This window comes from Pseudomonas sp. GW821-FHT09C08 (assembly GCF_059418125.1).
Map to the genome: position 1 here is coordinate 18,923 of NZ_JBWKPG010000003.1, position 26,685 is coordinate 45,607.

Sequence of the window (26,685 nt, forward strand, 5' to 3'; positions counted from 1 at the left end):
TCTGTCTGGGATTTTTTCCTACAAAGACTGCGAACTGCCGAATGCCAAACCTGACCCGTCTTATCCAGCGCGTCCTCGAACTGATGAAGCGCTACCCAGGGGTGATTGCACTCGGCGGGTTTATCTCGGGTGTGTGCAGCTTCATCCTGGTGGATCGCCAGCAGGGCATGGCCAGCTGGATCGCAGTGATCATGCTGGTGAGCTGGCTGTGGCTGATGCTCGAAAACAGCTTTACCCAGCTGTTCACCAAAGTCTTCAAGCGCGAAATCCCCGAACCCTTGCTGCGCTACGCGACCCAGATGATCCACCAGGAAAGTCTGTTTTTTGTGCTGCCGTTCTTTTTCGTCACCACCGCCTGGAACAGCGGACAGTCGGTGTTCACTGGCCTGCTCGGCGCTGCAGCGCTGGTGTCGATCACCGACCCGCTCTACTACAAGTGGCTGGCGCCCAAGCGCTCGCTGTTCCTGGCATTGCACACCCTGACCTTGTTCGCCGCGCTGCTCACCGCGCTGCCGATCATCCTGCACCTGACCACCGCCGAAAGTTACAAGCTCGCCCTCGGCGTGGCCATGGCGTTGTCGATTCCAAGCCTGGCGGTAAGCCTGCCGCTGCGTAGCCTCAAGGGCTGGGCGATGCTGCTGGGGGTCACCGCCGCTATCGGCTGCGCCGGTTGGTTCCTGCGCAGTTGGGTGCCGCCGGCCACCCTGTGGATGACCGAAGTGGCCATCAGCACACAATTGCAAGACCGCACGCCGGGTGACGATCTCAAAGAAGTCACCGCCGCCCAGCTGCGCAGCGGCGGGCTGTACGCCTACACGGCGATCAATGCGCCACGTGGGCTGGATGAGCGCATTTACCATGTGTGGAAATTCAATGGCAAAGAAGTCGACCGCATCGCCCTGGATATCCACGGCGGGCGCAAGGAAGGCTATCGCGCCTGGACCCACAAGCAGAATTTCCCGGCCGACGCGGTGGGCCGCTGGCAAGTACAGGTGCTGACCGAGGACGGGCAAGTGATCGGCGTCCTGCGCTTCAAAGTGGCGGACGCAGCACAAACGGACAACCCAAAGTAGGCCGGATCGTGCTATTACGTAGCAATTGTGGATAGCCAGACAAGCTCGGAGCTTATGACCAGCAGCACAACGGCCGGCGCCGCCCATCTCGATACGTCTACCGCCCCTCCGTTACTCAGGATTACGGGGGACTGGACGCTTGCCCACTACGCCAGCCTGAAAAAGCTTTCCGACAAACTCGACGGCCAATACGACGCCGGCGCGCGCATCGACCTCAACGGCCTCGGCGCCCTGGATACTGCCGGTGCCTCGCTGCTGGTGGAGCTGCTGGGGCCCGACCGCATCGAGCAATCCGCCGAACAGACCGACTGCAGCCTCAGCGCTGCCGACCGCGCGCTGCTCAAGACCGTCTACCGCTCCCTCAATGACTTTTGTGTGCCAGACAAAGCCCCGGAAGAAACCGCCGGCATCCAGGTGCTGGCGCGTATCGGGCGCGCGGTGGACACCGTCTGGCAGGACAGCAAGAAACTGCTGGGCTTCATCGGCCTGATCCTCGAAACCTTCGCCCGCGGCATTTTCCGGCCCAAGCGCTGGCGCCTGACGCCGATGGTTGCGCACCTCGAACAGGTCGGCCTCGACGCCGCCCCCATCGTCGCCTTGCTCACCTTTCTGGTCGGCGCCGTGGTGGCGTTCCTTGGGGCCACGGTCCTCAAGAGTTTTGGCGCGACGATTTTCACCGTGGACCTGGTGGCGTTCTCGTTCCTGCGCGAATTCGGCGTGCTGCTCACCGCGATCCTGATTGCCGGCCGCACCGCCAGTGCCTTTACCGCACAAATCGGCTCGATGAAGGCCAACGAGGAAATCGATGCGATCCGCACCCTCGGCCTCGACCCAATGGAGCTGCTGGTGTTGCCACGGGTACTGGCGCTGCTGGTGGCGCTGCCGATGCTGACGTTCCTGGCAATGCTCTCGGGCATCGTCGGCGGCGGCGTGGTGTGCGCGGTGGCCCTGGATATTTCGCCGGCGATGTTCCTCTCGCTGCTGCAATCGGACATTGGCGTGCAGCACTTCCTGGTGGGTATGGTCAAGGCGCCGATCTTCGCCTTCCTGATTGCCGCCATCGGTTGCCTGGAAGGCTTCAAGGTCAGCGGCAGCGCCGAATCGGTCGGCGCCCACACCACCTCCAGCGTGGTGCAATCGATCTTTGTGGTGATCGTGCTGGATGCGGTCGCCGCGCTGTTCTTCATGGAGATGGGCTGGTGAGTCGTCTACACCGTGCGCCCGCCGAGGCGGTGATTGAGGTGCGTGGCCTGTGCAATCGCTTTGGCAAACAGAGCGTGCACGAGAACCTCGACCTGGATTTGTACAAGGGCGAGATCCTCGCGGTGGTCGGCGGCTCCGGCAGCGGCAAGTCGGTGCTCTTGCGCAGCATCGTCGGCCTGCGGCGCCCCAGCGCTGGCGAGGTGCGGGTATTCGGCAAGAACCTGCCGAGCTTGTCGGAACACGAGCGCTCGCAGGTGGAACGGCGCTTCGGTGTGCTGTTCCAGAAGGGCGCGCTGTTTTCCTCGCTGACCGTGACCGAGAACGTCGCGCTGCCGTTGATCGAACACGCCGGCCTCAGCCGCGCCGACGCCGAGCACCTGGCTGCCGTCAAGCTGGCCCTGGCCGGGCTGCCGCTGTCGGCGGCCGACAAATACCCGGCGTCGCTGTCCGGCGGCATGATCAAGCGCGCCGCCCTGGCCCGCGCGCTGGCGCTGGACCCGGACATCCTGTTTCTCGACGAACCCACCGCCGGCCTCGATCCGATCGGCGCGGCGCAATTCGACCAACTGATCCTGACCCTGCGCGATGCGCTGGGCCTGAGCGTGTTCCTGGTCACCCATGACCTCGACACGCTGTACACCATCACCGACCGCGTGGCGGTGCTGGCGCAGAAGAAAGTGCTGGTGGCCGATGCCATCGATGTCGTCTCGGAAACGGACGACGCCTGGATTCACGAATACTTCCACGGCCCCCGGGGCCGCGCGGCATTGGATGCCGCTCAACCGCTCAACGAGGTATGACATGGAAACCCGAGCCCATCATGTGATGATCGGTCTGTTCAGCGTGATCGTGGTGGTCGGCGCGATGCTGTTCGGCCTGTGGCTGGCAAAGTCCAGCGTCGATACGGCCTTCCAGGATTACGAAGTGATCTTCAACGAGGCGGTCAGCGGCCTGTCCCAGGGCAGTTCGGTGCAATACAGCGGGATCAAGGTCGGCGATGTGATCAGCCTGCGCCTGGACCCCAACGACCCGCGCCGGGTGCTGGCGCGCATCCGCCTGGCCGGCCAGACACCGATCAAGGAAGACACACAGGCCAAGCTCGCCCTGACCGGCATCACCGGCACCTCGATCATCCAGCTCAGCGGGGGCACGCCACAAAGTCCGGAACTCAAGGGCAAGGACGGTAACCTGCCGGAGATTATCGCTTCGCCATCGCCGATTGCCCGCCTGCTGAATAACAGCAACGACCTGATGACCAGCATCAACCTGCTGCTGCACAACGCCAACCACATGTTCTCGCGGGAAAACGTCGAACGCCTGAGCAACACCCTGGACAATCTGCAGCAAACCACCGGCGCCATCGCCGACCAGCGCGGCGATATCAAGGTGGTGATGCAGCAACTGATGCAGGTGAGCAAGCAGGCCAGCGCCGCGCTCGAGCAAACCACCACGCTGATGCGCAACGCCAACGGCCTGCTCAACGACCAAGGCAAACAGGCCTTCGGCAGCGCCGAGCAGGCGATGAAATCCCTGGAGCAAAGCACCGCGACCATCAACACCTTGCTGACCAACAACAAGGACTCGGTGAACAGCGGCATGCAGGGCCTCAACGAACTGGCGCCGGCCGTGCGCGAACTGCGTGAGACCCTCGGCTCGCTGCGTGCCATTTCTCGCCGCCTGGAAGCCAACCCCAGCGGCTACCTGCTGGGCAGCGACAAGAACAAGGAGTTCACGCCATGAAGCGTGCTTACCAACTGATCATTCCCGTGGCCCTGGCGCTGGTCAGCGCATGCTCGATATTGCCCAAGGCCGACCCTTCGGACGTGTACCGCCTGGCCTCGAGCCAGACCGCGAGCCAGGGCACCCCGGTGAGCTGGTCGCTGCGCGTGAACAAGCCGCAGACCAGCGAATTCCTCGACAGCCCGCGCATTGCCGTGGTGCCCAATGGTGACCTGATCAGCAGCTACGCCAACTCACGCTGGAGCGATCCGTCGCCGGTGCTGCTGCGCAATCGCTTCATGGATGGTTTCCAGCGTGATGGCCGAGTGACGCTGCTGAGTACCGACGACACCAACTTGCAGTCCGACTATGAGTTGGGCGGGCAATTGCTGGCGTTCCAGAGTGAATATCACGGCAGTGCGGTGGAGGTGGTGATACGCCTCGACGCACGCCTGGTACGCGGCAGTGACCAGCGCATTATTGCCAGCCGCCGCTTTGAGATTCACCAGCCGGTGAGCGACACCAAGGTGTCGGCAGTGGTGGCCGGGTTTGGGCAGGCGGGGGATCAGTTGAACAAGCAGGTGGTGGATTGGGTAGTGCAGCAGGGCAATGCAGCCCCTAAACGCTGAGAGCCTCTTCGCGGGCAAGCCCGCTCCCACATTTGAACGGTGAATACATTCGAAGTGGGAGCCGGCCTGCGATAGCGGTATCAGCCAAAGAACCAGTAGCACACCGCAATCGCCGCCACCACGCCGGCCAACTCCGCCAGCAACGCACACCCCACCGCATGCCGCGCGCGCTGGATGCCGACCGAGCCGAAGTACACCGCCAACACATAGAAGGTGGTCTCGGTACTGCCCTGAATCGTCGCCGCCACCAACGCCGGGAAGCTGTCCACGCCCTGTGTCTGCATGGTCTCGATCAGCATCGCCCGTGCGGCGCTGCCTGAGAACGGCTTGACCATCGCCGTCGGCAACGCGTCGATAAAGCGTGTGTCCATACCGGTCCAGGCGACCAGATGGCGAATGCCTTCCAGGCCGAAATCCAACGCCCCGGAAGCGCGCAGCACGCCCACGGCGCACAGCATCGCCACCAAATACGGCAGCAGGTTCTTGGCGACGTCGAAGCCTTCTTTGGCGCCTTCGACAAACGCCTCGTACACCTTGACCTTGCGCAACGCGCCGATCACCAGGAACAGCATGATCAGGCCGAACAACGTGAGGTTACCGAGGATCGACGACAACCCCGCCAACGCGGTGGCAGACAACGTCGCCAGCAGCGCCATGAAACCGCCCAGCACCAGCGCGCCCGGAATCAGGTACGCCAGCACCACCGGGTCCCACAGCCGCAGCCGCTGCATCACCGCCACCGACAGCAGGCCCACCAGGGTCGACGCGCTGGTCGCCAGCAGGATCGGCAGGAACACCAGCGTCGGGTCCGCGGCGCCTTGCTGGGCGCGGTACATGAAGATCGTCACCGGCAACAGCGTCAGCGAGGACGCGTTGAGCACCAGGAACAGGATCTGCGCGTTGCTCGCGGTGTTGGGGATGGGGTTGAGTTCCTGCAGCGCCTTCATGGCCTTGAGGCCGATGGGCGTCGCAGCGTTGTCCAGGCCCAGGCCATTGGCGGCGAAGTTGAGCGTGATCAGGCCGATGGCAGGGTGACCGGCGGGCACCTCCGGCATCAGGCGACGAAACAGTGGGCCGAGGGCCTTGGCCAGCCAGTCGACGATCCCGGCTTTTTCGGCGATGCGCAGAAAGCCCAGCCACAACGTGAGCGTGCCGAACAGCAGCACCATCACTTCCACCGACAATTTGGCCATGGCGAAAATACTTTCCACCATCGCGGCAAAAATCCCGGCGTTACCGCCGACCAGCCATTGCGCCAGTGCTGACACCATTGCCACGACAAAGAAGCCAAGCCACAGGCCATTGAGCATCAGTTGAATCCCCCGAAAGATGGGGCGAATGATAGCGGGGCTGGCAGAAACGACAAACCCCGGATTTCCCGGGGTTTGTTCAGATCACGCCAGCATCAGCCGCGGCTGGTCTCGCCGGCCGGCAGCGCCTGCTTGCTGCGCCAGTGCGGCAGGGAGTTCCAGTAGCGCTCGCCCTTGGCGTCGTCGTACATGCCTTCCCAACGCGAGATCACCAGCACGGCCAGGGCGTTGCCGATCACGTTGAGCGCGGTGCGCGCCATGTCCATGATGCGGTCGACACCGGCGATGAACGCCAAGCCTTCCAGCGGAATACCCACGCTGCCCAGTGTGGCCAGCAGGACCACGAAGGACACGCCCGGCACGCCGGCGATGCCTTTGGAGGTGACCATCAGGGTCAGCACCAGCATCAATTGCTGGCCGATCGACAGGTCGATGCCATACAGCTGGGCGATAAAGATCGCCGCGATGCTCTGGTACAGGGTCGAGCCATCCAGGTTGAACGAGTAGCCGGTCGGTACTACGAAGCTGCAGATAGCCTTCGGCGCGCCGTAGGCTTCCATCTTCTCGATCACCCGTGGCAGCACGGTTTCGGAACTGGCGGTGGAGTAGGCCAGCACCAGCTCATCCTTGAAGATACGCATCAGCTTGAGGATCGAGAAGCCGAACAGGCGTGCGATCAAGCCCAGCACCGCGAAGGCGAAGAACAGGATGGCCACGTAAACCAGGATCACCAGCTTGGCCAGCGGCAGCAGGGAGGCGAAGCCGAAGTTGGCGACAGTCACCGCGATCAGCGCGAATACACCGATAGGAGCGTATTTCATGATCATGTGGGTGACTTTGAACATGCTCTCGGACACGCCCTGGAACATGGTCACCAGGGGCTCGCGCAGCTCCGGCTTGAGGCTCGACAAACCGAGGCCGAACAGCACGGAGAAGAAGATGATCGGCAGCATTTCGCCACGGGCGACGGCGGCGAAGATGTTCGACGGGATCAGGTTGAGGATGGTCTGGATAAACGCATGCTCATGCTGCACTTCGGCAGCGGTGGCGGTGTACTTGGAGATATCGACGGTGCCCAGGGTACTCATGTCGATACCGGCACCGGGGTGGAACAGGTTGGCCAGCAACAGGCCGACCACGATGGCGATGGTGGTGACCACTTCAAAGTAAAGGATGGTTTTGACACCGATACGCCCGAGCTTTTTCGCGTCACCGACCCCGGCAATGCCGACGATCAGCGAAGAAATCACAATCGGGATCACGATCATCTTGATCAGGCGGATAAAGATATCGCCCGCTGGCTGCAACACATTGCTGATCCACCAGGCCTTTTCAGCACTGAAATGGTTGAGCACTGCACCGATTGCAATCCCCAGCACCAAACCGATGAGGATCTGCCAGGCGAGGCTTAGCTTTGCCTTCTTCATGTCATTACCCTTACTTCAAGTGGACTTAAGGCAAATGCGCCAGCTGGAACGCTCGAGAGCGAAAAAGTGTGTGCATCTGCCTCCATGGAAGGTCACCGCAGCGTGGCCGAAATGGCTTACTGGCAGGCGAAAAAAGGCGCAACTATTCCGATGCAAGGGGGCGACGTCTAATGCCGTAAACGCCTACCCTATGCCGAATCGGCATGGCTTTTTTTCATAATAACTGTCTGATCGGTCAGTTCAAATGCGACATTTTGGCAGGTGAACATGCCGTGAACCGGCCAATTCAGGCTCGCTCAGAGATTCAGGACGACTTTAGGCCATTGGCAAAAATGCCTGGAAATTCATAGGCGTCGTGTCAGAAATGTCCTATAGCGAGGGCAAAACTTTCTCGATAGATGGTCGCTCGTACACACCAAGTAATGGTTAAGTGCAGGCAGAAAGGAAATTCTCGGCTAAGAGCGGTATGAGGAGGGAAGTCAGCAGCGTAAGCCCGCCGCAAGTTCAGCAAGCTTGAGGACTTGTGAACCTGCGTCGCAGCTTTTCGCCTGACCCGGCCCTTGCGCAGGCACTCCCTGTACCCGTAGGTCACGCCGATCTCGATTGATCAGAGCAACCCGGCCCCCTGGTCATGCCTCACCCGTGGCGAGTGAGGCAGACAGAAAGAAGCGAGGGGCTTCTTTCTATGGACGCTGATCCCGCAGACGACAAGCGCGTCAGACGGAACCTAGTACCAATTCGGATCTTTCTTGAGCTGTTCCATCAGCAGCTTCTGCATGCCTTCATCCGGCTTACCGATAAACCGGTAATCGGCGTGCCGAGTCGGCGACTTGTCCGCCGGCAAGCCGGCAGGGACTTCGACCAACATGGCGTAGGCATCATCCTTGTCGAAGCTGAAGGCAACGATCAGGCGCTTGTTCAGGCATGTGTCTGCGGTTTCACAGAGCGGCCCGACCAAGTACTTGTCGCCATCTTCTTCCACGGCATTCATTTGTTCGGCCGTACCTGACAGGTTCATCACCCATTCAGGCAGGCGCTCTTCTTTCTTCACCACGCTTTGCCAGGTCTCACGGTATTGCGGGTCCGCGCTGAGCAGTTCGTTGGCCCGGGATTGACCGTCATTGGCGGCCATCGCCAGGCCGCTGCCGCCCAGGAGCAGGGCGGCAGCCATGGCTTTAAAGGAAGTGGTCATGTTCAGCCTCGGCCGCGACGACCAAAGAAGAACGAAGCGATGAACATCACCAGGAAGACGACAAAGAGAATCTTGGCGATACCCGTGGCGGTGCCCGCGATACCACCGAAGCCCAGGACTGCAGCCACAATGGCGATGATCAGAAATGTGATTGCCCAACTCAACATGGTGATTCTCCTTACGCTTCTTTTAGAGGTAACAGCGGTAGTGCGGTACGGACGCTCAAAACGAGCCCCCGACGTTCTTGCCTAGAACACCCAACGCTCTTGGGTTGGCAGCTCGCCCAGGGTTGAATCCTGGTCGGCTACGCGCAATTGCGGGGCTGTCACATCGGCAGTCACGCTACCGACGGATCGAAAATGCGTCTGGGTCATCACCGGACGTTCGAATTGCGGGGTCTGCTGCTGACTCTGCTGCCAATGCTGAAACTGCTGGCCTGCAATCAGCGTGACCATCAAGGCCAGGCTGGCAAACAGACCTTGTTGCAAGCGCAGTGGCGATACACGCAGTTGGTTGAGGCTTTGGCGAGTCATGCTGCATTTCTCCCGCATTCTGATTATTCGTTGGGATAGCTATTGCAGAGCGCATGCCAGTTTTTTTGCAAAATAAAACTCAATAAAATCAATAGGTTAAATATATGCGTTAGGGCAATCGCCTAGCATCCTGCACGATGCCCCCCTGTACGCCGTGCGAAATGCACGATGGTCAGTGGTCGGGTCGAGGGATAGAAAGCAGAGGGAGTGTTGCCGAAGGGGCAAGACGGCATGAAAACGCCATCAGGCAAGGCTTTGTAGGACACCGCGCAGATAGCTGCACGATGCTGCCTATTATCGATCAGAATAGACCATGCAACTTGCCCGATTATTCCGGGACTAAACACCATCATTCATAGTTAAGGAGCGCGGGACAGATGGAATCAGCCAAGGAACTTCAAGGCCGCATTCTTTTAGTGGATGACGAATCCGCGATCCTCCGCACCTTCCGTTATTGCCTGGAAGATGAAGGCTACACCGTGGCCACCGCCAACAGCGCCGCCCAAGCCGACACCTTGATGCAGCGCCAGGTATTCGACCTGTGCTTCCTCGACCTGCGCCTGGGCGAAGACAACGGCCTGGATGTGCTGGCCCAAATGCGCATACAAGCACCGTGGATGCGCGTGGTCATCGTGACCGCCCATTCGGCAGTGGATACCGCCGTGGACGCGATCCAGGCGGGTGCGGCCGATTACCTGGTCAAGCCCTGCAGCCCCGACCAATTGCGCCTGGCCACCGCCAAGCAACTGGAAGTGCGCCAACTCTCTGCACGCCTGGAAGCATTGGAAGGCGCAGTGCGCCAGCCCAAAGACGGCCTCGATTCCCACAGCCCCTCGATGATGGTGGTACTGGAAACCGCGCGCCAAGTGGCCGGCACAGATGCCAACATTCTGATTCTCGGCGAGTCGGGTACCGGTAAAGGCGAGCTGGCCCGGGCCATTCACGGCTGGAGCAAGCGGTCGAAGAAGTCCTGCGTGACCATCAACTGCCCTTCGCTGACGGCAGAGTTGATGGAGAGCGAGCTGTTCGGCCATAGCCGGGGTGCGTTTACCGGTGCCAGTGAAAGCACCTTGGGCCGCGTCAACCAGGCAGACGGCGGCACGCTGTTTCTCGACGAGATCGGCGATTTCCCCCTCACCTTGCAACCCAAGTTGCTGCGTTTTATCCAGGACAAGGAATACGAGCGCGTGGGCGACCCGGTCACCCGCCGTGCTGACGTGCGGATCCTGGCGGCCACCAACCTGAACCTGGAAGACATGGTGCGCGACGGCCGCTTCCGTGAAGACTTGCTCTACCGCCTCAATGTGATCACCTTGCACCTGCCGCCGCTGCGCGAACGCAGCGAGGACATCCTGACCCTGGCCGACCGGTTCCTGGCCCGCTTCGTCAAGGAATACGCACGGCCGGCGCGCGGTTTCAGCGATGAAGCGCGTGAGGCGCTGTTGAACTATCGCTGGCCAGGCAATATCCGTGAGCTGCGCAACGTGGTCGAGCGCGCCAGCATTATCTGCCCACAGGAAAAAGTCGAAATCAGCCACCTCGGCATGGCCGAGCAGCCGACCAACAATGCGCCGCGTATCGGCGCGGCACTGAGCCTGGACGAGCTGGAGAAGGCCCACATCGGCGCCGTCCTCGCCACCAGCGACACCCTGGACCAGGCCGCGCGCACCCTGGGTATCGACGCCTCGACCCTGTACCGCAAACGCAAACAGTACAACCTGTGAGCACTCTATGAAGCTAGCGATGAAACTGCGCACTCGTTTGTTCCTGAGTATTTCTGCGCTGATTACCGTCGCCCTGCTGGGTTTGATCCTGGGTCTGGTGAGCGTCATGCAAATGGCCAAGACCCAGGAGTCGTTGATTCGCAGCAATTTCATCACCCTGGACCTGGGCCTCAAGCTGCGCCAGAGCCTGGGCGACCAGTTGATCATGATGCTCGAAGAGCCGCCGGACCCGGAGGCCCTGCAAGCCTCCAAACAGCGCTATTTCGACTTGCTGGACCAAGGTATCGCCCATGAACAGCGCGACGGCCACGGGACCGGATTCAGCCAGGCGCGAGGCCAGTACCAGGCATTGCTGGAGGCATTTGACCAATCCCAGCAAGCAGAACCACCGCCGGGTACCAAGGAAAAGCTCACCGAAACCTTCAATGTGCTGCGCAACGGGCTGATCAACGAGCACAAGCAAGCGCTGGAAAACATCAGCAACAGCGAGCACAAGTCTCGCGAGCGGGCGCTATTGATCGCAGGTTTACTGGGGCTGGTGGGGCTTGCGGTATTGATCATCGGATTTGTGACCGCGCATGGCATTGCCCGGCGATTTGGCGGGCCGATCGAAGCGCTGGCCAAGGCGGCGGACAAGATCGGGCAGGGCGATTTCGAAGTGACGCTGCCGATCTCATCGGCGGCAGAGATGAACCAGCTGACCCGTCGCTTCGGCATCATGGCCGAAGCCCTGCGCCAACATCAGGCAACCAACGTCGATGAACTGCTGGCCGGCCAGCAACGCCTGCAAGCCGTGCTCGACAGCATCGACGATGGCCTGCTGATGATCGATCGCCAGGGCCGCCTGGAGCACCTCAACCCCGTCGCCCAGCGCCAATTGGGCTGGGATGAAGAACGCCTCGGCCAAGGCCTGGGTGAAGCACTGGTGCGCCCGGAACTGGATGAACAACTGCAATTGGTGCTGCGCGGCGGCAACCTGGAGCGCGCTCCGGACGACCTGGAAGTGGAAGTCGAAGGCGAGCTGCGCCTGCTGACCTATAGCCTGACGCCCGTCAGCCATACTCAGGGGCATATCCTCGGTGCCGTGATGGTGTTGCATGACGTCACCGAACAACGCGCCTTCGAACGCGTGCGCAGCGAGTTCGTGCTGCGCGCCTCCCATGAGCTGCGCACGCCGGTGACCGGCATGCACATGGCGTTCGGCCTGTTCCGCGAGCGCGCGAAATTTCCGGCGGATTCGCGCGAAGCGGACCTGCTGGATACGGTCAATGAAGAAATGCAGCGCCTGATGCAGCTGATCAACGACTTGCTCAACTTTTCGCGCTACCAGAACGGCCTGCAAAAACTCACACTGGGCGCGTGCGATGTCACCGACTTGCTTGAACATGCGCGTGCGCGCTTCGTCGAACCGGCCAACGCGCAACGCATCGAACTGCTGGTAGAAGCCCAGTCCGACCTGCCGCGCTTGTATGCCGACCAGGCACAACTGGAGCGCGTACTCGACAACCTGCTCGGCAACGCCCTGCGCCACACCGCCGAAGGCGGGCAGATCCGCCTGCAGGCACGTCGCCACGGTGAGCGGGTAATAATCAGTGTCGAGGACAACGGCGAAGGCATCGCCTACGGGCAGCAAGGGCGGATCTTCGAACCGTTCGTACAGGTGGGCCGCAAGAAAGGCGGCGCCGGCCTGGGGTTGGCGCTGTGCAAAGAAATCGTGCAACTGCACGGTGGCCGCATGGGCGTGTACTCGCGACCAGGGCAGGGCACACAGTTCTACATGGCGTTGCCGCTGTAACCTGGCCGGTCACGGCAAAAAAAGTGGGAGCGGGCTTGCCCGCGAAGGCGGTGGATCAGTCCATGCATTTGATGACTGACACACTGCCTTCGCGAACAAGCCCGCTCCCACTTTTTTGAATCGGTTAACACCTTAACTGCGGTTCAAGGCCCGCAGGATCGCAGCACTTTCGGCGTCCGGTGTGCCATCAAACAGCGATGGCCGGAAGTGCATCTGGAATGCCGCGATCACATGCCGCGTGGCGACATCCAGCTCGCCGGTCTGCGGTGTCTGGTAGCCCAGGCGCGCCAGCTCTTCCTGGAACCACGTGATACTTGGTAGATCCGCGGCGTACTGCACCTGGAATCGGGCAACAGCCTGCGCGTCCGGCCAGACCCCCAACCCTTCAGCGGCGAGTCGCTTCCACGGGAACAGCGGACCCGGATCCAGCTTGCGCAGCGGCGCGATGTCGCTGTGGCCAATGATGTTCTTGGGGTCGATGCCATTGCGCTTGCTGATGTCCTTGAGCAACACCACCAGCGATTTCACCTGGGCTTCGGAGTAGGGGTACCACAGGCGACCGGTCGGTGTGTCCTTGTAGCCAGGGTTCACGATTTCAATACCGATTGAACTGGAATTGAGCCAGGTCCGGCCCATCCACTCGCTTTCCCCGGCATGCCAGGCGCGCTGGCTCTCGTCGACCAGCTTGTAGATGGTGGCAGAGGCGTCGTCGCCGATCAGGTAATGGCTGCTGACCTGGCCGTGGGTGAGCAGTGCCAGGGAGCGTTCAAGGTTGGTCGAGGTGTAGTGGACAACCACGAACTGCACGCGGTTATCGTGGTTCACCGAGGGGTGAGTGGTGTCCAGGCGCGGGCCACTGGCGCAGCCCGCGAGTAAAAGGAACAACAAGGCGAAGTACAGGGATTTCATGGCAGAAGGCATTACGCTGAAGACGATAATGCAACAGTGTAACGTACCGTTTGTGGCTCGGCGGTCAAATTACAAAATGGAACATCTTTTACGCCGCCTGCACCTGGTTGCGTCCCGCAGCCTTGGCCCGGTACAACGCCGCATCCGCACGCTTGAGGGCCAGGTCACTGCGCTCGCCCGCCTGGAACTGCGCGACGCCCATGGACACGGTGATCGTCACCGGCTCGCCCTTGAAGTGAAACGGGCACGCCTCAATCGCTGCGCGCAACGCATCGCCTGCCGCCATGGCCTCTGCCAATGAGGAGTCCGGCATCAGCAACACAAACTCTTCTCCGCCAAAGCGTGCGATAAAATCGTTCGGCCGCAGGCGCTTGCGCAGCACGTTGGCGATGATCTTCAGCACCTTGTCGCCGGCCAGATGGCCGTAGCCATCGTTGATGCGCTTGAAGTGATCCAGGTCGAGCATCGCCAACGAAAGGCTATTGCCGCGCTGGTGCCAGAGGTTGACCTCCAGATCGAGGCGCTCGCTCCAGGCTGCGCGGTTAGGCAGGCCGGTGAGTGGATCGATCAAGGCCTTCTGGCGTTGCACCTCCAGGTGCTCGCGATAACCCTGGGCCTCCTGCTCCATATTGGCGACCCGCTCGGCCAGCCCTTTCAAGCGCGCGGCCACTTCCTGCTCCCGCTGGTCACGTTGCTGCTGGTGCTCGTCCATGGTGCCGAGCAAGCCTTCGAGGTGGCTTTCCAGCACGTGCTTGAGGCTGTCGAGGTCGGCGGCGTCCTGCACACTGCTTTGCAAGCCGTCGACCTGTTCGCGAATCTGCGTGTCCAGCTCGCGGGCAGCGGATCGGCTGTCTGCATGCCCGTCGCTGGCGACCTGCAAATGCCCCTGGAAGGCTTCGAGACGCTCGTTGAGCTGCTTGAGGTACGCCTCGAACTCATGCTGGCCGCTGTCGGTGATCGCCAGCATCAGCACGGCCAGATCATCGAGAATCGGTAGCAGTTCGTACCAGTTCAGGCCGTGGGCCAGGCGCTCACGCATGGCTTCGGCCTGGGGCCTGTGGCGCTCGGGCAAGGACAGGTCTTCGAGCAGGCCGAGCAGGGTGTCTTCAATATGTTTGGCGACAGAGCTGTAGGACGGCTCCGGCGAGTCCGGCAGGGAATAGGTGGCATCCGCTTGCAACTCGTCGGGATCAGGCTCGTCGGGCTCCAGCACAGGCGGCAGCGACAGGCTGCCGATAGTGGTTTCGTCCGGCGCCTCGACCTCATCCGATGGCACGTCGATAAAAGCCGCGAGGGCGCTTTCGGGAGCGGGTTCGTCGCTCTGCGACTCGGGCTCCCTGGGTACTGCGGGCACGTCAACGGGCGCCGCAGGCGGGGCCTCGAAGGCAAACGTCTCACTGGGCGCCTCGACAACGCTGGCCGGCGCGACGGGTTCAGGGGGCGGGGTAACCGCCTCTTGCGGCTGTGGCGCAAAGGCCCGCAAGGCCTGGGTGAGTTCCTCGGATTGCTCGGGCTCCTGAGCCACGGCGACCGGCTTGGTTGCAACTGGCGGCGCGGCCGGCTCGCTGGCCACCGCTTCGTTGGCCGTCTCCTTCGCGCCGAACAGACGCTGCAACAACCCGGGACCTGGGCGCGTGGTCTCGCCGTCCGGTTCCAGATTATCCAGCGCCTGCCCTTGCAAGTTGCTCAGCTCGCTGAGCAGCAAGGGGATCTCACGGGCCTGGCTGACACGCCCGTCCAACTGCTTGGCGAAGGTCTTCAGCGGGCGTGCGACCTCACGCGGCAGTGGCAGCTTTTGCAACTGCGCGACCAGGGAAGTCAGCGCAGTGCTCATCTGGTCCACCCGGGTTTCGCGGCGCTGCTCCGAATCCAGCACGGCTTTTTCCAGGCGCGGCAGCAAGGCCGCGAGTGCCGCGTCCATATCATCGCTACGGACAACGTCGCGCATTTCCTTCATGCATTGATCGACCGCACGGTCGGTGCCTTCAGCGGCCAGCGTGCTGCGCACCAGCCCACGGCGCAACAGGTCGAGGCGCGCAGCCCAGCGGCGTTCGAGCTTTTCTTGTTGCTCGATACTCTTCAGGTATTTTTCTTTCCAGCGCTGGGCGTCGTCGCTCATGCAAGGGGTCCGCGAGGGCCGGGGCTCAACGCGGGCAATGCATCAGCCGTGAGCGAACCCGGCAGACGAATCTCTACCGCGACCGGCAGGTGATCGGAGATGGGCTGCGCCAGCACCTTCACGCTTTCCAGCGTGAGGGTCGGGCTGAGCAGGATATGGTCAAGACAGCGTTGCGGGCGCCAGCTGGGGAACGTGGCTTCGGCTTGCGGTGCCAGTAGCCCAAGGTCGCGCAACGGAGAATTCTGCAGCAGGTCGTTGGCATGGGTGTTCATGTCACCCATCAACACCTGGTGTTTGTAATTGCCAATCAACTCGCGGATGTAGGCCAGCTGCATCGTGCGGGTGCGTGCACCCAACGCCAGGTGCATCATCACCACCACCAGAGCCTCAGGTCCTTCGCCAAAACGCACGAGAATCGCCCCGCGCCCCTTGGGGCCCGGCAGCGGATGATCTTCGATGGCGGATGGTTTCAAGCGACTGAGCACGCCATTGCTGTGCTGCGCCAGGCGCCCCAGGTTGCGGTTGAGTTGCTGATACCAGTAGGGGAAGGCACCGAGCTGGGCCAGGTGCTCGACCTGGTTGATGTAGCCGGAGCGCATGCTGCCACCGTCGGCTTCCTGCAGGGCAACCAGGTCGAAGTCATGCAACAGGTTGCCGATCTTCTGCAGGTTGCCGGCACGCCCATTGTGCGGCAGCAGGTGCTGCCAGCCACGGGTCAGGTAGTGCCGGTATTTCTCGGTACTGATCCCCACCTGGATATTGAAGCTGAGCAGGCGCAAGCGGCTGTCTGCCGGCAGGCCTGTGGATTCCAGGTGATGTTCGTTGACCTGCGGGTCATGCAGGCCAACAACGCGTTCGGTACCCCAGCGGCGCATGGCGGGCCCCTTACTTGGCTGCGCGCTCTTTGGCGATCAGCTGGTCGGCAACGTTGAGGGTCTGTTCAGGACCACCGGTAGTGCCCAGGTCGAAGCGGTATTTGCCGTTGACGATCATGGTCGGTACGCCTTGCACACCATACTTCTGCGCGAGTTCCTTGGCCTGCTTGATCTGGCCCTGGATGGCGAAGGAGTTGAAGGTGGCGAGGAACTTGTCCTTGTCGACACCCTGGGTGGCAACGAAGTCAGCCATTTCGTCCGGCTTGGTCAGGCGCTTGCCTTGTTTCTGGATCGCGTCGAATACCGCGTTATGCACCTTGTGCTCGACACCCATGGCTTCCAGGGTCAGGAACAGTTGGCCGTGGGCATCCCATGGGCCGCCGAACATGGCGGGGATACGCTTGAAGTTCACGTCCTTAGGCAACTTCTCAACCCATGGGTTGATGGTCGGTTCAAACGCGTAGCAATGCGGGCAGCCGTACCAGAACAGCTCCACCACTTCGATCTTGCCGGGTACCGATACGGGTACAGGGTTGGCCAATTCAACGTAGGTTTTACCGGCTTCAAGCGGCACGTCGGCAGCTTGTGCGGTCATGCCGAAGAGGCTGGCAGTGACGAGAGCGGCGCTGAGGATCAGATTACGCATGCTTTACTCCTGGACAAATAAAGTCGCCTCACGCGACCTTTGTTGTGACAGGTCTACGCGGGCATGAGTTCGTTAGTGTAACGGCACCGGCCACAAAAAAGGGCGGCCTGGGCCACCCTTTTTATGCTTGCATCACGGGATTAATCGAGTGTTAACGTTGCCAGGCTGATCAGTGCAGACCCTGAATGTAGCTGGACAGCGCTTCGATATCTTTGTCCGAGAGCTTGGCCGCGATGTCGGTCATCATTTTGTTGCCGGCATCGCCGTCGATGTAGCGCACTTTTTCGCGGAAATCCTTCAGCTGCTTGGCCGTGTATTGAGCATGCTGGCCACTCAGGTGAGGAAAGCCTGCAGCGGCGAGGCCGCCGCCGTCCGGAATGTGGCACGCCTTGCAGGCGGGCATGCCGCCGATAGGCTGGTCTTCAGCGAGCTTGCCGCCGCGAAACAATGCTTGGCCTTTTTCGACCAATTTCGGATCGGCAGCTCCCACACTGCCTTTCTGGCTGGCAAAATACGCCGCGATGTCCGCCAGGTCCTGATCGCTGAGGTTGGTCAGCAAGCCGGTCATTTCCAGTACCGTGCGCTTGCCATCCTTGATGTCGTGCATCTGCTTGGTCAGGTAACGTTCGCCCTGGCCGGCCAGTTTGGGGAAGTTCGGAGCCGGGCTGTTACCGTCCGGTCCATGGCAGGCACCACACACGGCAGCTTTCGCTTGGCCGGCAGTGGCATCACCTTTAAGGGGGCCCTCTGCAGCAAAGGCAACACCGGTGACGCCCAAGGTCAACAGCAGACTCACGATCAGTTTGTTCATCAGCTAATCCAACTACGGCTAAGGGTTTAAGAGTTATCTACCGGGTTTACTCACCATCAACTCAATGACGGCCTGGTAATCCTCAGTACTGCAGTCCATGCACAAACCACGCGGCGGCATTGCCTTGAAACCCTGGTCTACGTGCTGCACCAGCGTGTCCATGCCCTGCGCCAGTCTTGGCGCCCAGGCTGCCTGGTCACCCCGCTTGGGGGCGTTCGGCAGCTGGCCGGCATGGCAAGCCACGCAAACTCGGTTGTACACCGCTTCCGGATCCTGTGTAGCCTGAGCGCCGAAAAGCGGAATCAGGACACCGAAAGCGAGCAACCATCTGGTCATACATCGACCTTTTCAGGGTTTGAGAGCGTTTTGCGTTCTAATGCGCAATGAAGGTCTTTCGCTCCCGTGAACTTCATCCTTCGCTGGGACAAAGCACACACAAAATCTGCGGCATTATATACTGGCGCTACTGAAACGGAAACGACACCGCTTGCCGCACCCTTTCTCGGCACCGCCCACATCGGAAATCTCATGCAACTCAAGAACCCCATCCTCGGCCTGTGCCAACAGTCCACCTTCATGCTCAGCGCCGCCAAAGTTGACCAATGCCCCGATGACGAAGGTTTTGAAGTCGCCTTTGCCGGTCGTTCCAACGCCGGCAAATCCAGCGCCCTGAACACCCTGACCCATGCCAGCCTGGCGCGCACCTCGAAAACCCCGGGCCGCACGCAGCTGCTCAATTTCTTCAAGCTAGACGATGATCGGCGTCTGGTCGACCTGCCGGGCTACGGTTACGCAAAAGTACCTATCCCGCTGAAGCTGCACTGGCAGCGTCACCTGGAGGCTTACCTGGGTGGCCGGGAGAGTTTGAAAGGCTTGATCCTGATGATGGACATCCGTCATCCAATGACTGACTTCGACTTGCTGATGCTCGATTGGGCCGTCGCCAGCGGCATGCCGATGCACATTCTGCTGACCAAGGCCGACAAGCTTACCTATGGCGCAGCCAAGAACACGCTGCTCAAGGTGCAGTCCGAAATCCGTAAGGGTTGGGGCGATGCGATCACCATCCAGCTGTTCTCGGCGCCCAAGCGCATGGGCCTCGAAGAGGCTTACACCGTGCTGGCGGGCTGGATGGAATTGGCTGACAAGGGCGCGGAACTCGCGGAATAACTTTTCTGCGGGCAAAAAAAACCCCGGACTTCGTATGGGGAGGGGAAGTTCGGGGTTCAAGTTCCGGACCGCTAGGGCGGGGTCCAGATATCTGCCAACACTTAACACAACATAGGAGCATTGAAGGGCTTCACCACCCATTCAGTAACTCTGAGTTGCATTTCATGGGTTAAGTTCCGGCACGTTCAAAAAACTATTGGTAATAAGCCACGGCGTTTTCTGGACTAAAGCACTCTGCCACCACCTAGGGTGGCGGCAAAGGCCCGGAATCAGTGGGCCTCGTCCCAGTTGTCGCCCACGCCTACGTCCACGACCAACGGCACATCCAATTGCGCCGCCGCGCTCATGTACTCGCGGATCTTCTCGCTGACGGCTGCTACCAGGTCCTCACGCACCTCCAGCACCAATTCATCGTGCACCTGCAGGATGACCTTGGCATCCAGGCCCGATTCGGTCAGCCAGTTGTCCACCAGCACCATGGCCTTCTTGATGATGTCTGCCGCCGTGCCCTGCATCGGCGCGTTGATCGCCGTGCGTTCGGCGGCCGCGCGCTCCTGGGGCTTGTTGGAATTGATATCCGGCAGGTACAGCCGGCGACCGAAGAAGGTTTCCACGTAGCCCTGGTCGGCAGCCTGGGCACGCGTGCGCTCCATGTACTCGCGCACGCCCGGATAGCGGGCAAAGTACACATCGATATAGGCCTTGGCGGTCTTGGTGTCGACGCCGATGTCCTTGCCGAGCTTCTGCGCGCCCATGCCATAGATCAGGCCGAAGTTGATCGCCTTGGCACTGCGACGCTGGTTGGACGTGACCTGTGCCAATTCAACCTTGAACACTTCAGCCGCCGTCGCAGTGTGCACGTCCAGGTCGTTGCGGAACGCATTCATCAGCCCCTCGTCCTTGGACAGGTGCGCCATGATCCGCAGCTCGATCTGCGAATAGTCCGCCGCCAGCAGTTTGTAGCCCTTGGGCGCGATAAACGCCTGGCGAATCCGCCGTCCTTCGGCGGTGCGTACGGGGATGTTCTGCAGGTTCGGGTCGCTGGACGACAAGCGCCCGGTCGCGGCCACGGCCTGATGATAAGACGTGTGAATGCGCCCGGTACGCGGGTTGATCTGCTCTGGCAGACGATCGGTGTAGGTGCTTTTCAGCTTGCTCATGCTGCGGTACTGCATCAGGACCTTGGGCAACAGGAAGTCATCTTCGGCCAACTTGGCCAACACTTCTTCAGCCGTGGACGCCTGGCCCTTGCCGGTCTTCTTCAGCACCGGCAGGCCGAGTTTCTCGTAGAGAATCGCGCCGAGCTGCTTGGGCGACCCCAGGTTGAACGCCTCACCGGCAATCTCGAACGCCTGGCGTTCCAGCTCGACCATCTTGTCGCCCAGCTCAATGCTCTGGATGCCCAGCAGATCCTTGTCCACCAGCGCGCCCTGGCGCTCGATACGCGCCAGCACCGGCACCAACGGGATTTCGATATCCGTCAGCACACTGGCCAGGCTCGGGATGGCCGCCAGTTGCGCGTGCAGGGCCTGATGCAAGCGCAGCGTCACGTCGGCGTCTTCGGCGGCATAAGGGCCCGCCTGCTCCAGCGGGATCTGGTCGAAGGTCAACTGCTTGGCGCCCTTGCCGGCGATGTCCTGAAAGCTGACGGTGTTGTAGTCCAGGTACTTCTTCGCCAGGCTGTCCATGTCGTGCCGGGTAGCAGTGGAGTTCAGCACGTAGGACTCAAGCATGGTGTCGAAGGCAATACCTCGCACGGTAATGCCCTGGGCGGGGTCGCCGCCGATGGCGCAGTTGGCCAGGATGTTCATGTCGAACTTGGCGTGCTGGCCGACCTTGAGCTTGGTCGGGTCCTCCAGCAGTGGCTTCAACGCCAGCAACACGGTGTCGCGGTCCAGCTGCTGCGGCGCACCGATGTAGGAATGCGTCAGCGGGATGTAGGCAGCTTCGTGAGGCTCTACAGCGAAGGACACCCCGACCAGCTGCGCTTGCTGGGCATCGATCCCGGTGGTCTCGGTGTCGAACGCGAACAATTTTGCAGCATTGAGCTTCTTCAGCCAGGTGTCGAAGGTCGCCTGGTCGAGGATCGTGGTGTAGTTCGTTTCGACGGGCGCCGCAGGCATCGCTTCGAGAAGATCAGCGGCGGCAGGCACCACGTCGGCGGAAGCCTTGAGCTCCACGCGCTTGGCATCGCGCTGAATCTCGTCGATCCAGCTCTTGAACTCCAGCAGGGTGTACAACTCCAGCAGTTTTTCGCGATCCGGCTCGATCAGGTGCAAATCATCCAGGCCCACGTCCAGCGGCACATCGACCTTGATCGTTGCCAGTTGATAGGACAGGAACGCCATCTCGCGGTGCTCCTCGAGCTTGGCCGGCAACGTCTTGGCGCCACGGATCGGCAGGGTCGGCACGATATCCAGCTGCTCATACAGCTCTTTGAGGCCGCCATTCACGCCGACCAACAGGCCGGAAGCGGTCTTCGGACCAATGCCCGGGACGCCCGGAATGTTGTCGGACGAATCGCCCATCAACGCCAGATAGTCGATGATCTGCTCCGGAGCGACGCCGAATTTCTCCTTTACGCCCTCGATGTCCATCGAACTACCGGTCATGGTGTTGACCAAGGTAATGTGCCCGTCCACCAGCTGGGCCATGTCCTTGTCACCGGTAGAAATCACCACCGGGCGGCTGGCGGCCGCGCTGCTGCGGGCCAACGTGCCGATCACGTCATCGGCCTCGACGCCTTCGACGCACAGCAACGGGAAGCCCAGCGCGATCACGCTCTGGTGCAGAGGCTCGATTTGCAGGCGCATGTCATCGGGCATGCTCGGGCGGTTGGCCTTGTATTCGGCGTACATCTCATCGCGAAAGGTCCCACCCTTGGCGTCGAACACCACCGCGAACGGGCTGTCCGGGTACTGCTTGCGCAGGCTTTTGAGCATGTTCAACACGCCCTTGACCGCACCGGTCGGCAGGCCTTTGGAGGTGGTCAGCGGTGGCAGCGCGTGGAAGGCGCGGTACAGATAAGAAGAACCGTCCACCAGGACGAGGGGGGCTTGGCTCATGAGCAGGATCAACCTTTTCGGCGGGTCAGGCGCTAGAATAGCCGGACCAATGACGACAAAGGGACAAGGTTATCATGCGTACATTCAATCGCCTGCTGTTGACTGGCTTGATTGCACTCGCTCCGATGGCTGCCATGGCGGCAGACAGCGCCCCTTCGGGGGATCCGGACGTTACCATTCGCACGGAAGGCGACCGGACTATCCAGGAGTACCGCCAAAACGGTTTCCTGTACGCAATCAAGGTGACCGTAAAGGGGGCACCACCGTACTTCCTGGTACGCGCGGACGGAACCGACGCGAACTTCATCCGCTCTGACCAGCCGGATATGCTGATCCCGTCATGGAAGATCTTCGAATGGAAATGATTTCTTAACTTAAATTGGCGCCGCGCACTGCGGCGCCCGTACTGGCAGTTTTAACCATGTCTGTGTTCACCCCCCTGGCTCGGCCCGAGCTGGAAACCTTTCTCGCCCCTTACGGGCTCGGCCGCCTGCTTGACTTCCAGGGGATTGCCGCTGGTAGCGAAAACACCAATTTCTTTATCAGCCTGGAACAGGGCGAATTCGTCCTGACCCTGGTTGAGCGCGGCCCCGTCGCAGAAATGCCATTCTTCATCGAGCTGCTCGACGTGCTTCACGACGCCGACCTGCCGGTGCCTTACGCCTTGCGCACCACCGACGGCGTCGCGTTGCGCGAGCTGAAAGGCAAACCGGCGCTGTTACAACCGCGCCTGGCCGGCAAGCACATCAAGGACGCCAATGCGCAGCACTGCGCCCAGGTCGGTGACCTGCTGGGCCACCTGCACCTGGCGACGCAGGGCGAGAAGGTGCTGGAGCGCAAGACCGATCGCGGGCTGGACTGGATGCTCAGCGAAGGTGCGCAGCTGATTTCGCACTTGAACGACGCACAACAGCAGCTGCTGCAAGCGGCATTGACCGAGATCGAAGCCCACAAGGCCGACATCCTTGCCCTGCCGCGCGCCAACGTTCACGCCGACCTGTTCCGCGACAATGCGATGTTCGAAGGCACGCACCTGACCGGCCTGATCGACTTCTACAACGCCTGCTCGGGCCCGATGCTGTACGACGTGGCGATCGCCCTGAATGACTGGTGTTCGGACACGGACGGCGTGATCGATGGGCAACGCGCGCGCGCACTGCTGGGCGCCTATGCGGGCCTGCGACCGTTCACGGCCAAGGAAGCGGAGCTGTGGCCGACCATGCTGCGGGTAGCGTGTGTACGCTTCTGGCTGTCTCGCCTGATCGCCGCTGAGTCGTTCGCAGGCCAGGATGTGCTGATCCATGACCCGGCGGAGTTCGAGCACCGGCTGGAGCAGCGTCAGCAGGTCACCGTTCACCTGCCGTTCGCGCTTTAAAGACCGACTCGGTCACTGTGGGAGCAAGCCAGCTCCCACAGGAGATCGGTGTCAGCAGTCAGAGCGACTCCAGGCACCCCGCCAAGTCATTCCCCAACTTCTCCAGCACCTGCTCGTAACCCTGGGCGGTAGCCGGCGTGTAACCACCCAGCGCATCCAACTCCGCCAGCTTCACTGGCAGGCCGGCCACCAGCGTTTCAGCCAGCCGCGGACGCAACGGCGGCTCACTGAACACGCACGTCTTGCCCACTTCCTGCAGGCGCGTGCGCATCGCCGCCACATGCTGGGCACCCGGCTGAACCTCGGCGGCCACGCTGAACACGCCGGCATGCTTGAGACCGTAGGCCTCTTCGAAATAATCAAAGGCTTCGTGGAACACGAAGTAAGGCTTGTTGCCGATTGGCGCCAGGCGGGCTTTCAAGCGCGCGTCCAGGGCGTCCAGGCGCTCGTCGAAGGCCTTCACGTTGCTCTGGTAACGCGCGGCATTTTCCGGATCGGCGGCGCTGAGGTCAGTCGCCATGCGCGCGGCGATCACCCGTGCGTTGACCGTCGACAGCCACAGGTGGGCATCCAGGCTGCCTGGACGGTGATCGTGGTCATGTTCGTCGGCATCGTCGGCGTGCGAATGGCTATCTTCGGCGAAACGGCGCAGTTTCATGCCCGGCAGGTCTTGGACCGCGACCGTCGGCGCCGTACGACCTTTAATCACGCGGGGCAGGAAACTCTCCATATCCGGACCAATCCAGTAGAGCAGGTCCACCGACTGCACGCGCCGTACGTCGGATGGGCGCAAGGCATAGTTATGCGGCGAGGCACCCGGCGGCAGCAGCACCTCCGGAATCGCCACGCCGTCCTGCACAGCCGCGGCAATCAACTGCAACGGCTTGATGCTGGTCAGCACCTTGACCTCGGCCTGAGCGGTAACGGTAATGAACAAACTGGTGACAAATACGACAAAAACGGGAAAAAGTCGGGACACGATGACCACTCAATGGCGTAGGAACGGGTAACATAATAACGTCTCTATCAAATATCTGTCGCCGCTCATGCCTAAAACACCGCTTGCCAGCCGTCCCCACGACCACTCTCACTGCGTGCATACCGCGCTGTCGGAGGCCGATACCCTGTGCACACAGAAGGGCCTGCGCCTGACTGCCTTGCGTCGCCGGGTGCTGGAGCTGGTGTGGCAAAGCCACAAGCCGCTGGGTGCCTACGACATCCTTGGCGTGCTCAGCGAGCAGGACGGTCGCCGCGCGGCGCCGCCTACCGTGTACCGCGCGCTGGATTTCCTGCTGGAAAACGGCCTGGTGCACCGCATCGCCTCGCTCAACGCCTTTGTTGGCTGCAATCACCCGGAACACGCGCATCAGGGCCAATTCCTGATCTGCCGCGAGTGCCACGCCGCCATCGAACTTGAACAAAAAAGCATCAGCGACGCCATCATCAAGAGCTCCGCCGACGTCGGCTTCCAGGTCGAAGGGCAGACGGTCGAAGTGGTCGGTCTCTGCTCGGGCTGCCAGGGGGCTTGATGAGCAACGCGTTAATCCGCCTGGAGCAGGTTGGGGTCACGTTCGCCGGGCAAAACGTGCTGGATAACATCGCGCTGAGTGTGGAACCAGGACAGATCGTCACGCTGATCGGCCCGAATGGCGCCGGCAAGACCACCCTGGTGCGCGCCGTGCTCGGCCTGCTCAAGCCCGACACCGGCAGCGTGTGGCGCAAGCCCAAGCTGCGCGTCGGCTACATGCCGCAAAAACTGCACGTGGACCCGACCTTGCCGCTGTCGGTCCTGCGCTTTCTGCGCCTGGTACCCGGCGTGGATCGCACTCGCGCCCAGGCAGCGCTCAAGGAAGTCGGCGCCGAACAAGTCATCGACAGCCCCGTGCAGAGCATCTCCGGGGGCGAGATGCAGCGCGTGCTGCTGGCCCGCGCCCTGCTGCGCGAGCCGGAACTGCTGGTACTCGATGAGCCCGTGCAAGGCGTCGACGTGGCCGGCCAGGCCGAGCTGTACAGCCTCATCACCCGTCTGCGCGACCGCCATGGCTGCGGCGTGCTGATGGTCTCCCACGACCTGCACCTGGTAATGAGCACCACCGACCAGGTGGTGTGCCTGAATCGCCACGTCTGCTGCTCAGGTCACCCGGAACAGGTCAGCGGCGACCCGGCGTTCGTCGAGTTGTTCGGCAAGAATGCCCAGAGCCTGGCGATCTACCACCACCATCACGACCACGCCCATGACCGGCATGGCGCCGTGGTCGACGACCCCACCGCACCTCACACCCACGTTCACGGAGATAGCTGCAAGCATGGCTGATTTTCTGCTCTACGCCCTGCTGGCAGGCTTGGCTTTGGCGCTGGTGGCGGGCCCGCTGGGCTCGTTCGTGGTCTGGCGACGCATGGCCTATTTCGGCGATACCCTGTCCCACGCCGCGCTGCTGGGCGTGGCCATGGGCTTTTTGCTGGATGTGAGCCCGACCATCGCCGTGACCGTAGGCTGCCTGCTGCTGGCGGTGCTGCTGGTGACCCTGCAGCAGCGCCAGCCGCTGGCCTCCGACACGCTGCTGGGCATCCTGGCGCCCAGCACCCTGTCGCTGGGGCTGGTGGTGCTCAGCTTCATGCACGAAGTGCGCATCGACCTGATGGCCTACCTGTTCGGTGATCTGCTGGCGATCAGCCCGACCGACCTTGCCTGGATCCTCGGCGGCAGCGCCGTCGTGCTGGTGTTGCTGGTCGCCCTGTGGCGTCCGCTGCTGGCGATCACCGTGCATGAAGAGCTGGCCACGGTGGAAGGGCTGCCCGTGCCGACCCTGCGCATGGCGCTGATGTTGTTGATCGCCGTGGTGATTGCTGTCGCGATGAAGATTGTCGGCGTATTGTTGATCACATCGCTGCTGATCATCCCAGCCGCCGCCGCCCAGCGCCACGCCCGCTCACCCGAGCAGATGGCCATCGGCGCCAGCCTGCTGGGGATGCTCGCCGTGTGTGGGGGCCTGGCGTTGTCCTGGTTCAAGGACACGCCGGCCGGGCCGTCAATTGTGGTCACGGCCGCCGCCCTGTTTCTGCTGAGTTTTGTCCTGCCCCGTCGAGGGGTGTAGACTTGCTCGCTTTTT

Annotated in this window: 26 protein-coding genes; 13 read left to right on the top strand and 13 right to left on the bottom strand. The window is 61.6% G+C overall.

Going from position 1 to position 26,685, the window contains the following annotated elements; genetic code table 11:
• Positions 1-41 precede the first annotated feature (41 nt).
• Genes AC07OJ_RS11105 through AC07OJ_RS11125 form a run of 5 tightly spaced genes read left to right on the top strand, consistent with a single transcriptional unit; the run spans position 42 to position 4,624 of the window.
• The gene (locus AC07OJ_RS11105) at positions 42-1,073 is read left to right on the top strand and encodes a DUF5924 family protein (RefSeq protein WP_065902848.1); all 1,032 of its coding nucleotides are present in this window, start codon (positions 42-44) and stop codon (positions 1,071-1,073) included.
• Positions 1,074-1,127: 54 nt separating this feature from the next.
• Positions 1,128-2,276 carry an ABC transporter permease gene (locus AC07OJ_RS11110; protein WP_065902846.1) on the top strand — a complete coding sequence of 383 codons (1,149 nt, stop codon included), beginning with the start codon at positions 1,128-1,130 and terminating at the stop codon, positions 2,274-2,276.
• A complete protein-coding gene (locus AC07OJ_RS11115; protein WP_065902844.1) occupies positions 2,273-3,076 on the top strand; it encodes an ABC transporter ATP-binding protein in 804 nt (267 codons plus the stop codon). Before AC07OJ_RS11110 ends, AC07OJ_RS11115 begins: the two co-directional genes overlap by 4 nt.
• A 1-nt stretch (position 3,077) precedes the next feature.
• Positions 3,078-4,016, top strand: a complete 939-nt coding sequence (locus AC07OJ_RS11120) for an MlaD family protein (protein ID WP_065902843.1) — start codon at positions 3,078-3,080, stop codon at positions 4,014-4,016.
• Positions 4,013-4,624: an ABC-type transport auxiliary lipoprotein family protein gene (locus tag AC07OJ_RS11125; RefSeq protein ID WP_495094541.1), complete on the top strand. Its 612-nt coding sequence runs from the start codon at positions 4,013-4,015 to the stop codon at positions 4,622-4,624. Before AC07OJ_RS11120 ends, AC07OJ_RS11125 begins: the two co-directional genes overlap by 4 nt.
• A gap of 80 nt (positions 4,625-4,704) precedes the next feature.
• Here the strand turns inward: AC07OJ_RS11125 and AC07OJ_RS11130 are convergent, their stop codons facing one another.
• From AC07OJ_RS11130 to AC07OJ_RS11150, 5 genes are all read right to left on the bottom strand, one after another.
• Positions 4,705-5,934, bottom strand: coding sequence for a nucleoside recognition domain-containing protein (locus AC07OJ_RS11130; protein ID WP_495094542.1), 1,230 nt, complete (start codon positions 5,932-5,934; stop codon positions 4,705-4,707).
• A gap of 95 nt (positions 5,935-6,029) precedes the next feature.
• Positions 6,030-7,361: a glutamate/aspartate:proton symporter GltP gene (gltP, locus tag AC07OJ_RS11135; protein ID WP_065902840.1), complete on the bottom strand. Its 1,332-nt coding sequence runs from the start codon at positions 7,359-7,361 to the stop codon at positions 6,030-6,032.
• A 727-nt stretch (positions 7,362-8,088) separates the two neighbouring features.
• Complete coding sequence (locus AC07OJ_RS11140; RefSeq protein ID WP_282395631.1) at positions 8,089-8,553, bottom strand: inhibitor of vertebrate lysozyme family protein; 465 nt, start codon at positions 8,551-8,553, stop codon at positions 8,089-8,091.
• Positions 8,554-8,555: 2 nt separating this feature from the next.
• Positions 8,556-8,720, bottom strand: a complete 165-nt coding sequence (locus tag AC07OJ_RS11145; protein ID WP_003170804.1) for a DUF1328 domain-containing protein — start codon at positions 8,718-8,720, stop codon at positions 8,556-8,558.
• Positions 8,721-8,801: 81 nt separating this feature from the next.
• A complete protein-coding gene (locus tag AC07OJ_RS11150) occupies positions 8,802-9,086 on the bottom strand; it encodes a hypothetical protein (RefSeq protein WP_065902836.1) in 285 nt (94 codons plus the stop codon).
• Between the two features lie 377 nt (positions 9,087-9,463).
• On the opposite strand from AC07OJ_RS11150, the gene algB reads away from it, so the two are divergent.
• On the top strand, positions 9,464-10,810 hold the full coding sequence (algB, locus tag AC07OJ_RS11155) for a sigma-54-dependent response regulator transcription factor AlgB (RefSeq protein WP_064053131.1): 1,347 nt from the start codon (positions 9,464-9,466) through the stop codon (positions 10,808-10,810).
• A gap of 7 nt (positions 10,811-10,817) precedes the next feature.
• A complete protein-coding gene (locus AC07OJ_RS11160; protein ID WP_065902832.1) occupies positions 10,818-12,605 on the top strand; it encodes a KinB sensor domain-containing domain in 1,788 nt (595 codons plus the stop codon).
• A gap of 132 nt (positions 12,606-12,737) precedes the next feature.
• Here AC07OJ_RS11160 and AC07OJ_RS11165 read toward each other — a convergent pair whose 3' ends face one another.
• The 6 genes from AC07OJ_RS11165 to AC07OJ_RS11190 form a co-directional block, all read right to left on the bottom strand.
• On the bottom strand, positions 12,738-13,514 hold the full coding sequence (locus tag AC07OJ_RS11165) for an N-acetylmuramoyl-L-alanine amidase (protein WP_495094543.1): 777 nt from the start codon (positions 13,512-13,514) through the stop codon (positions 12,738-12,740).
• A gap of 88 nt (positions 13,515-13,602) precedes the next feature.
• The gene (locus AC07OJ_RS11170) at positions 13,603-15,633 is read right to left on the bottom strand and encodes a GGDEF domain-containing protein (protein WP_495094544.1); all 2,031 of its coding nucleotides are present in this window, start codon (positions 15,631-15,633) and stop codon (positions 13,603-13,605) included.
• Positions 15,630-16,508 (bottom strand): endonuclease/exonuclease/phosphatase family protein, encoded by an 879-nt coding sequence (locus AC07OJ_RS11175; RefSeq protein ID WP_065902826.1) that lies wholly within the window; start codon positions 16,506-16,508, stop codon positions 15,630-15,632. Before AC07OJ_RS11175 ends, AC07OJ_RS11170 begins: the two co-directional genes overlap by 4 nt.
• Before the next feature lie 10 nt (positions 16,509-16,518).
• Positions 16,519-17,154 (bottom strand): thiol:disulfide interchange protein DsbA, encoded by a 636-nt coding sequence (gene dsbA / locus AC07OJ_RS11180; RefSeq protein ID WP_078826720.1) that lies wholly within the window; start codon positions 17,152-17,154, stop codon positions 16,519-16,521.
• A gap of 169 nt (positions 17,155-17,323) precedes the next feature.
• Positions 17,324-17,965, bottom strand: a complete 642-nt coding sequence (locus AC07OJ_RS11185; RefSeq protein WP_065902821.1) for a c-type cytochrome — start codon at positions 17,963-17,965, stop codon at positions 17,324-17,326.
• A 33-nt stretch (positions 17,966-17,998) separates the two neighbouring features.
• On the bottom strand, positions 17,999-18,301 hold the full coding sequence (locus AC07OJ_RS11190; RefSeq protein WP_065902820.1) for a c-type cytochrome: 303 nt from the start codon (positions 18,299-18,301) through the stop codon (positions 17,999-18,001).
• A gap of 192 nt (positions 18,302-18,493) precedes the next feature.
• Between AC07OJ_RS11190 and yihA the strand changes: the two genes are divergently transcribed.
• Positions 18,494-19,135, top strand: a complete 642-nt coding sequence (gene yihA / locus AC07OJ_RS11195; RefSeq protein WP_010207832.1) for a ribosome biogenesis GTP-binding protein YihA/YsxC — start codon at positions 18,494-18,496, stop codon at positions 19,133-19,135.
• A 269-nt stretch (positions 19,136-19,404) separates the two neighbouring features.
• Here yihA and polA read toward each other — a convergent pair whose 3' ends face one another.
• On the bottom strand, positions 19,405-22,200 hold the full coding sequence (gene polA / locus AC07OJ_RS11200; protein WP_495094545.1) for a DNA polymerase I: 2,796 nt from the start codon (positions 22,198-22,200) through the stop codon (positions 19,405-19,407).
• Positions 22,201-22,274: 74 nt separating this feature from the next.
• On the opposite strand from polA, the gene AC07OJ_RS11205 reads away from it, so the two are divergent.
• Positions 22,275-22,565: a DUF2782 domain-containing protein gene (locus AC07OJ_RS11205; RefSeq protein ID WP_065902818.1), complete on the top strand. Its 291-nt coding sequence runs from the start codon at positions 22,275-22,277 to the stop codon at positions 22,563-22,565.
• Positions 22,566-22,621: 56 nt separating this feature from the next.
• Positions 22,622-23,575, top strand: coding sequence for a homoserine kinase (locus AC07OJ_RS11210; protein ID WP_495094546.1), 954 nt, complete (start codon positions 22,622-22,624; stop codon positions 23,573-23,575).
• A gap of 58 nt (positions 23,576-23,633) precedes the next feature.
• Here AC07OJ_RS11210 and AC07OJ_RS11215 read toward each other — a convergent pair whose 3' ends face one another.
• Positions 23,634-24,563, bottom strand: coding sequence for a zinc ABC transporter substrate-binding protein (locus AC07OJ_RS11215; protein WP_495094547.1), 930 nt, complete (start codon positions 24,561-24,563; stop codon positions 23,634-23,636).
• Between the two features lie 58 nt (positions 24,564-24,621).
• Between AC07OJ_RS11215 and AC07OJ_RS11220 the strand changes: the two genes are divergently transcribed.
• Genes AC07OJ_RS11220 through znuB form a run of 3 tightly spaced genes read left to right on the top strand, consistent with a single transcriptional unit; the run spans position 24,622 to position 26,670 of the window.
• Positions 24,622-25,104 carry a Fur family transcriptional regulator gene (locus AC07OJ_RS11220; protein WP_065902812.1) on the top strand — a complete coding sequence of 161 codons (483 nt, stop codon included), beginning with the start codon at positions 24,622-24,624 and terminating at the stop codon, positions 25,102-25,104.
• The gene (gene znuC / locus AC07OJ_RS11225) at positions 25,104-25,889 is read left to right on the top strand and encodes a zinc ABC transporter ATP-binding protein ZnuC (protein WP_495094548.1); all 786 of its coding nucleotides are present in this window, start codon (positions 25,104-25,106) and stop codon (positions 25,887-25,889) included. Before AC07OJ_RS11220 ends, znuC begins: the two co-directional genes overlap by 1 nt.
• Positions 25,882-26,670 (top strand): zinc ABC transporter permease subunit ZnuB, encoded by a 789-nt coding sequence (znuB, locus tag AC07OJ_RS11230; RefSeq protein WP_065902807.1) that lies wholly within the window; start codon positions 25,882-25,884, stop codon positions 26,668-26,670. Before znuC ends, znuB begins: the two co-directional genes overlap by 8 nt.
• Positions 26,671-26,685 lie beyond the last annotated feature (15 nt).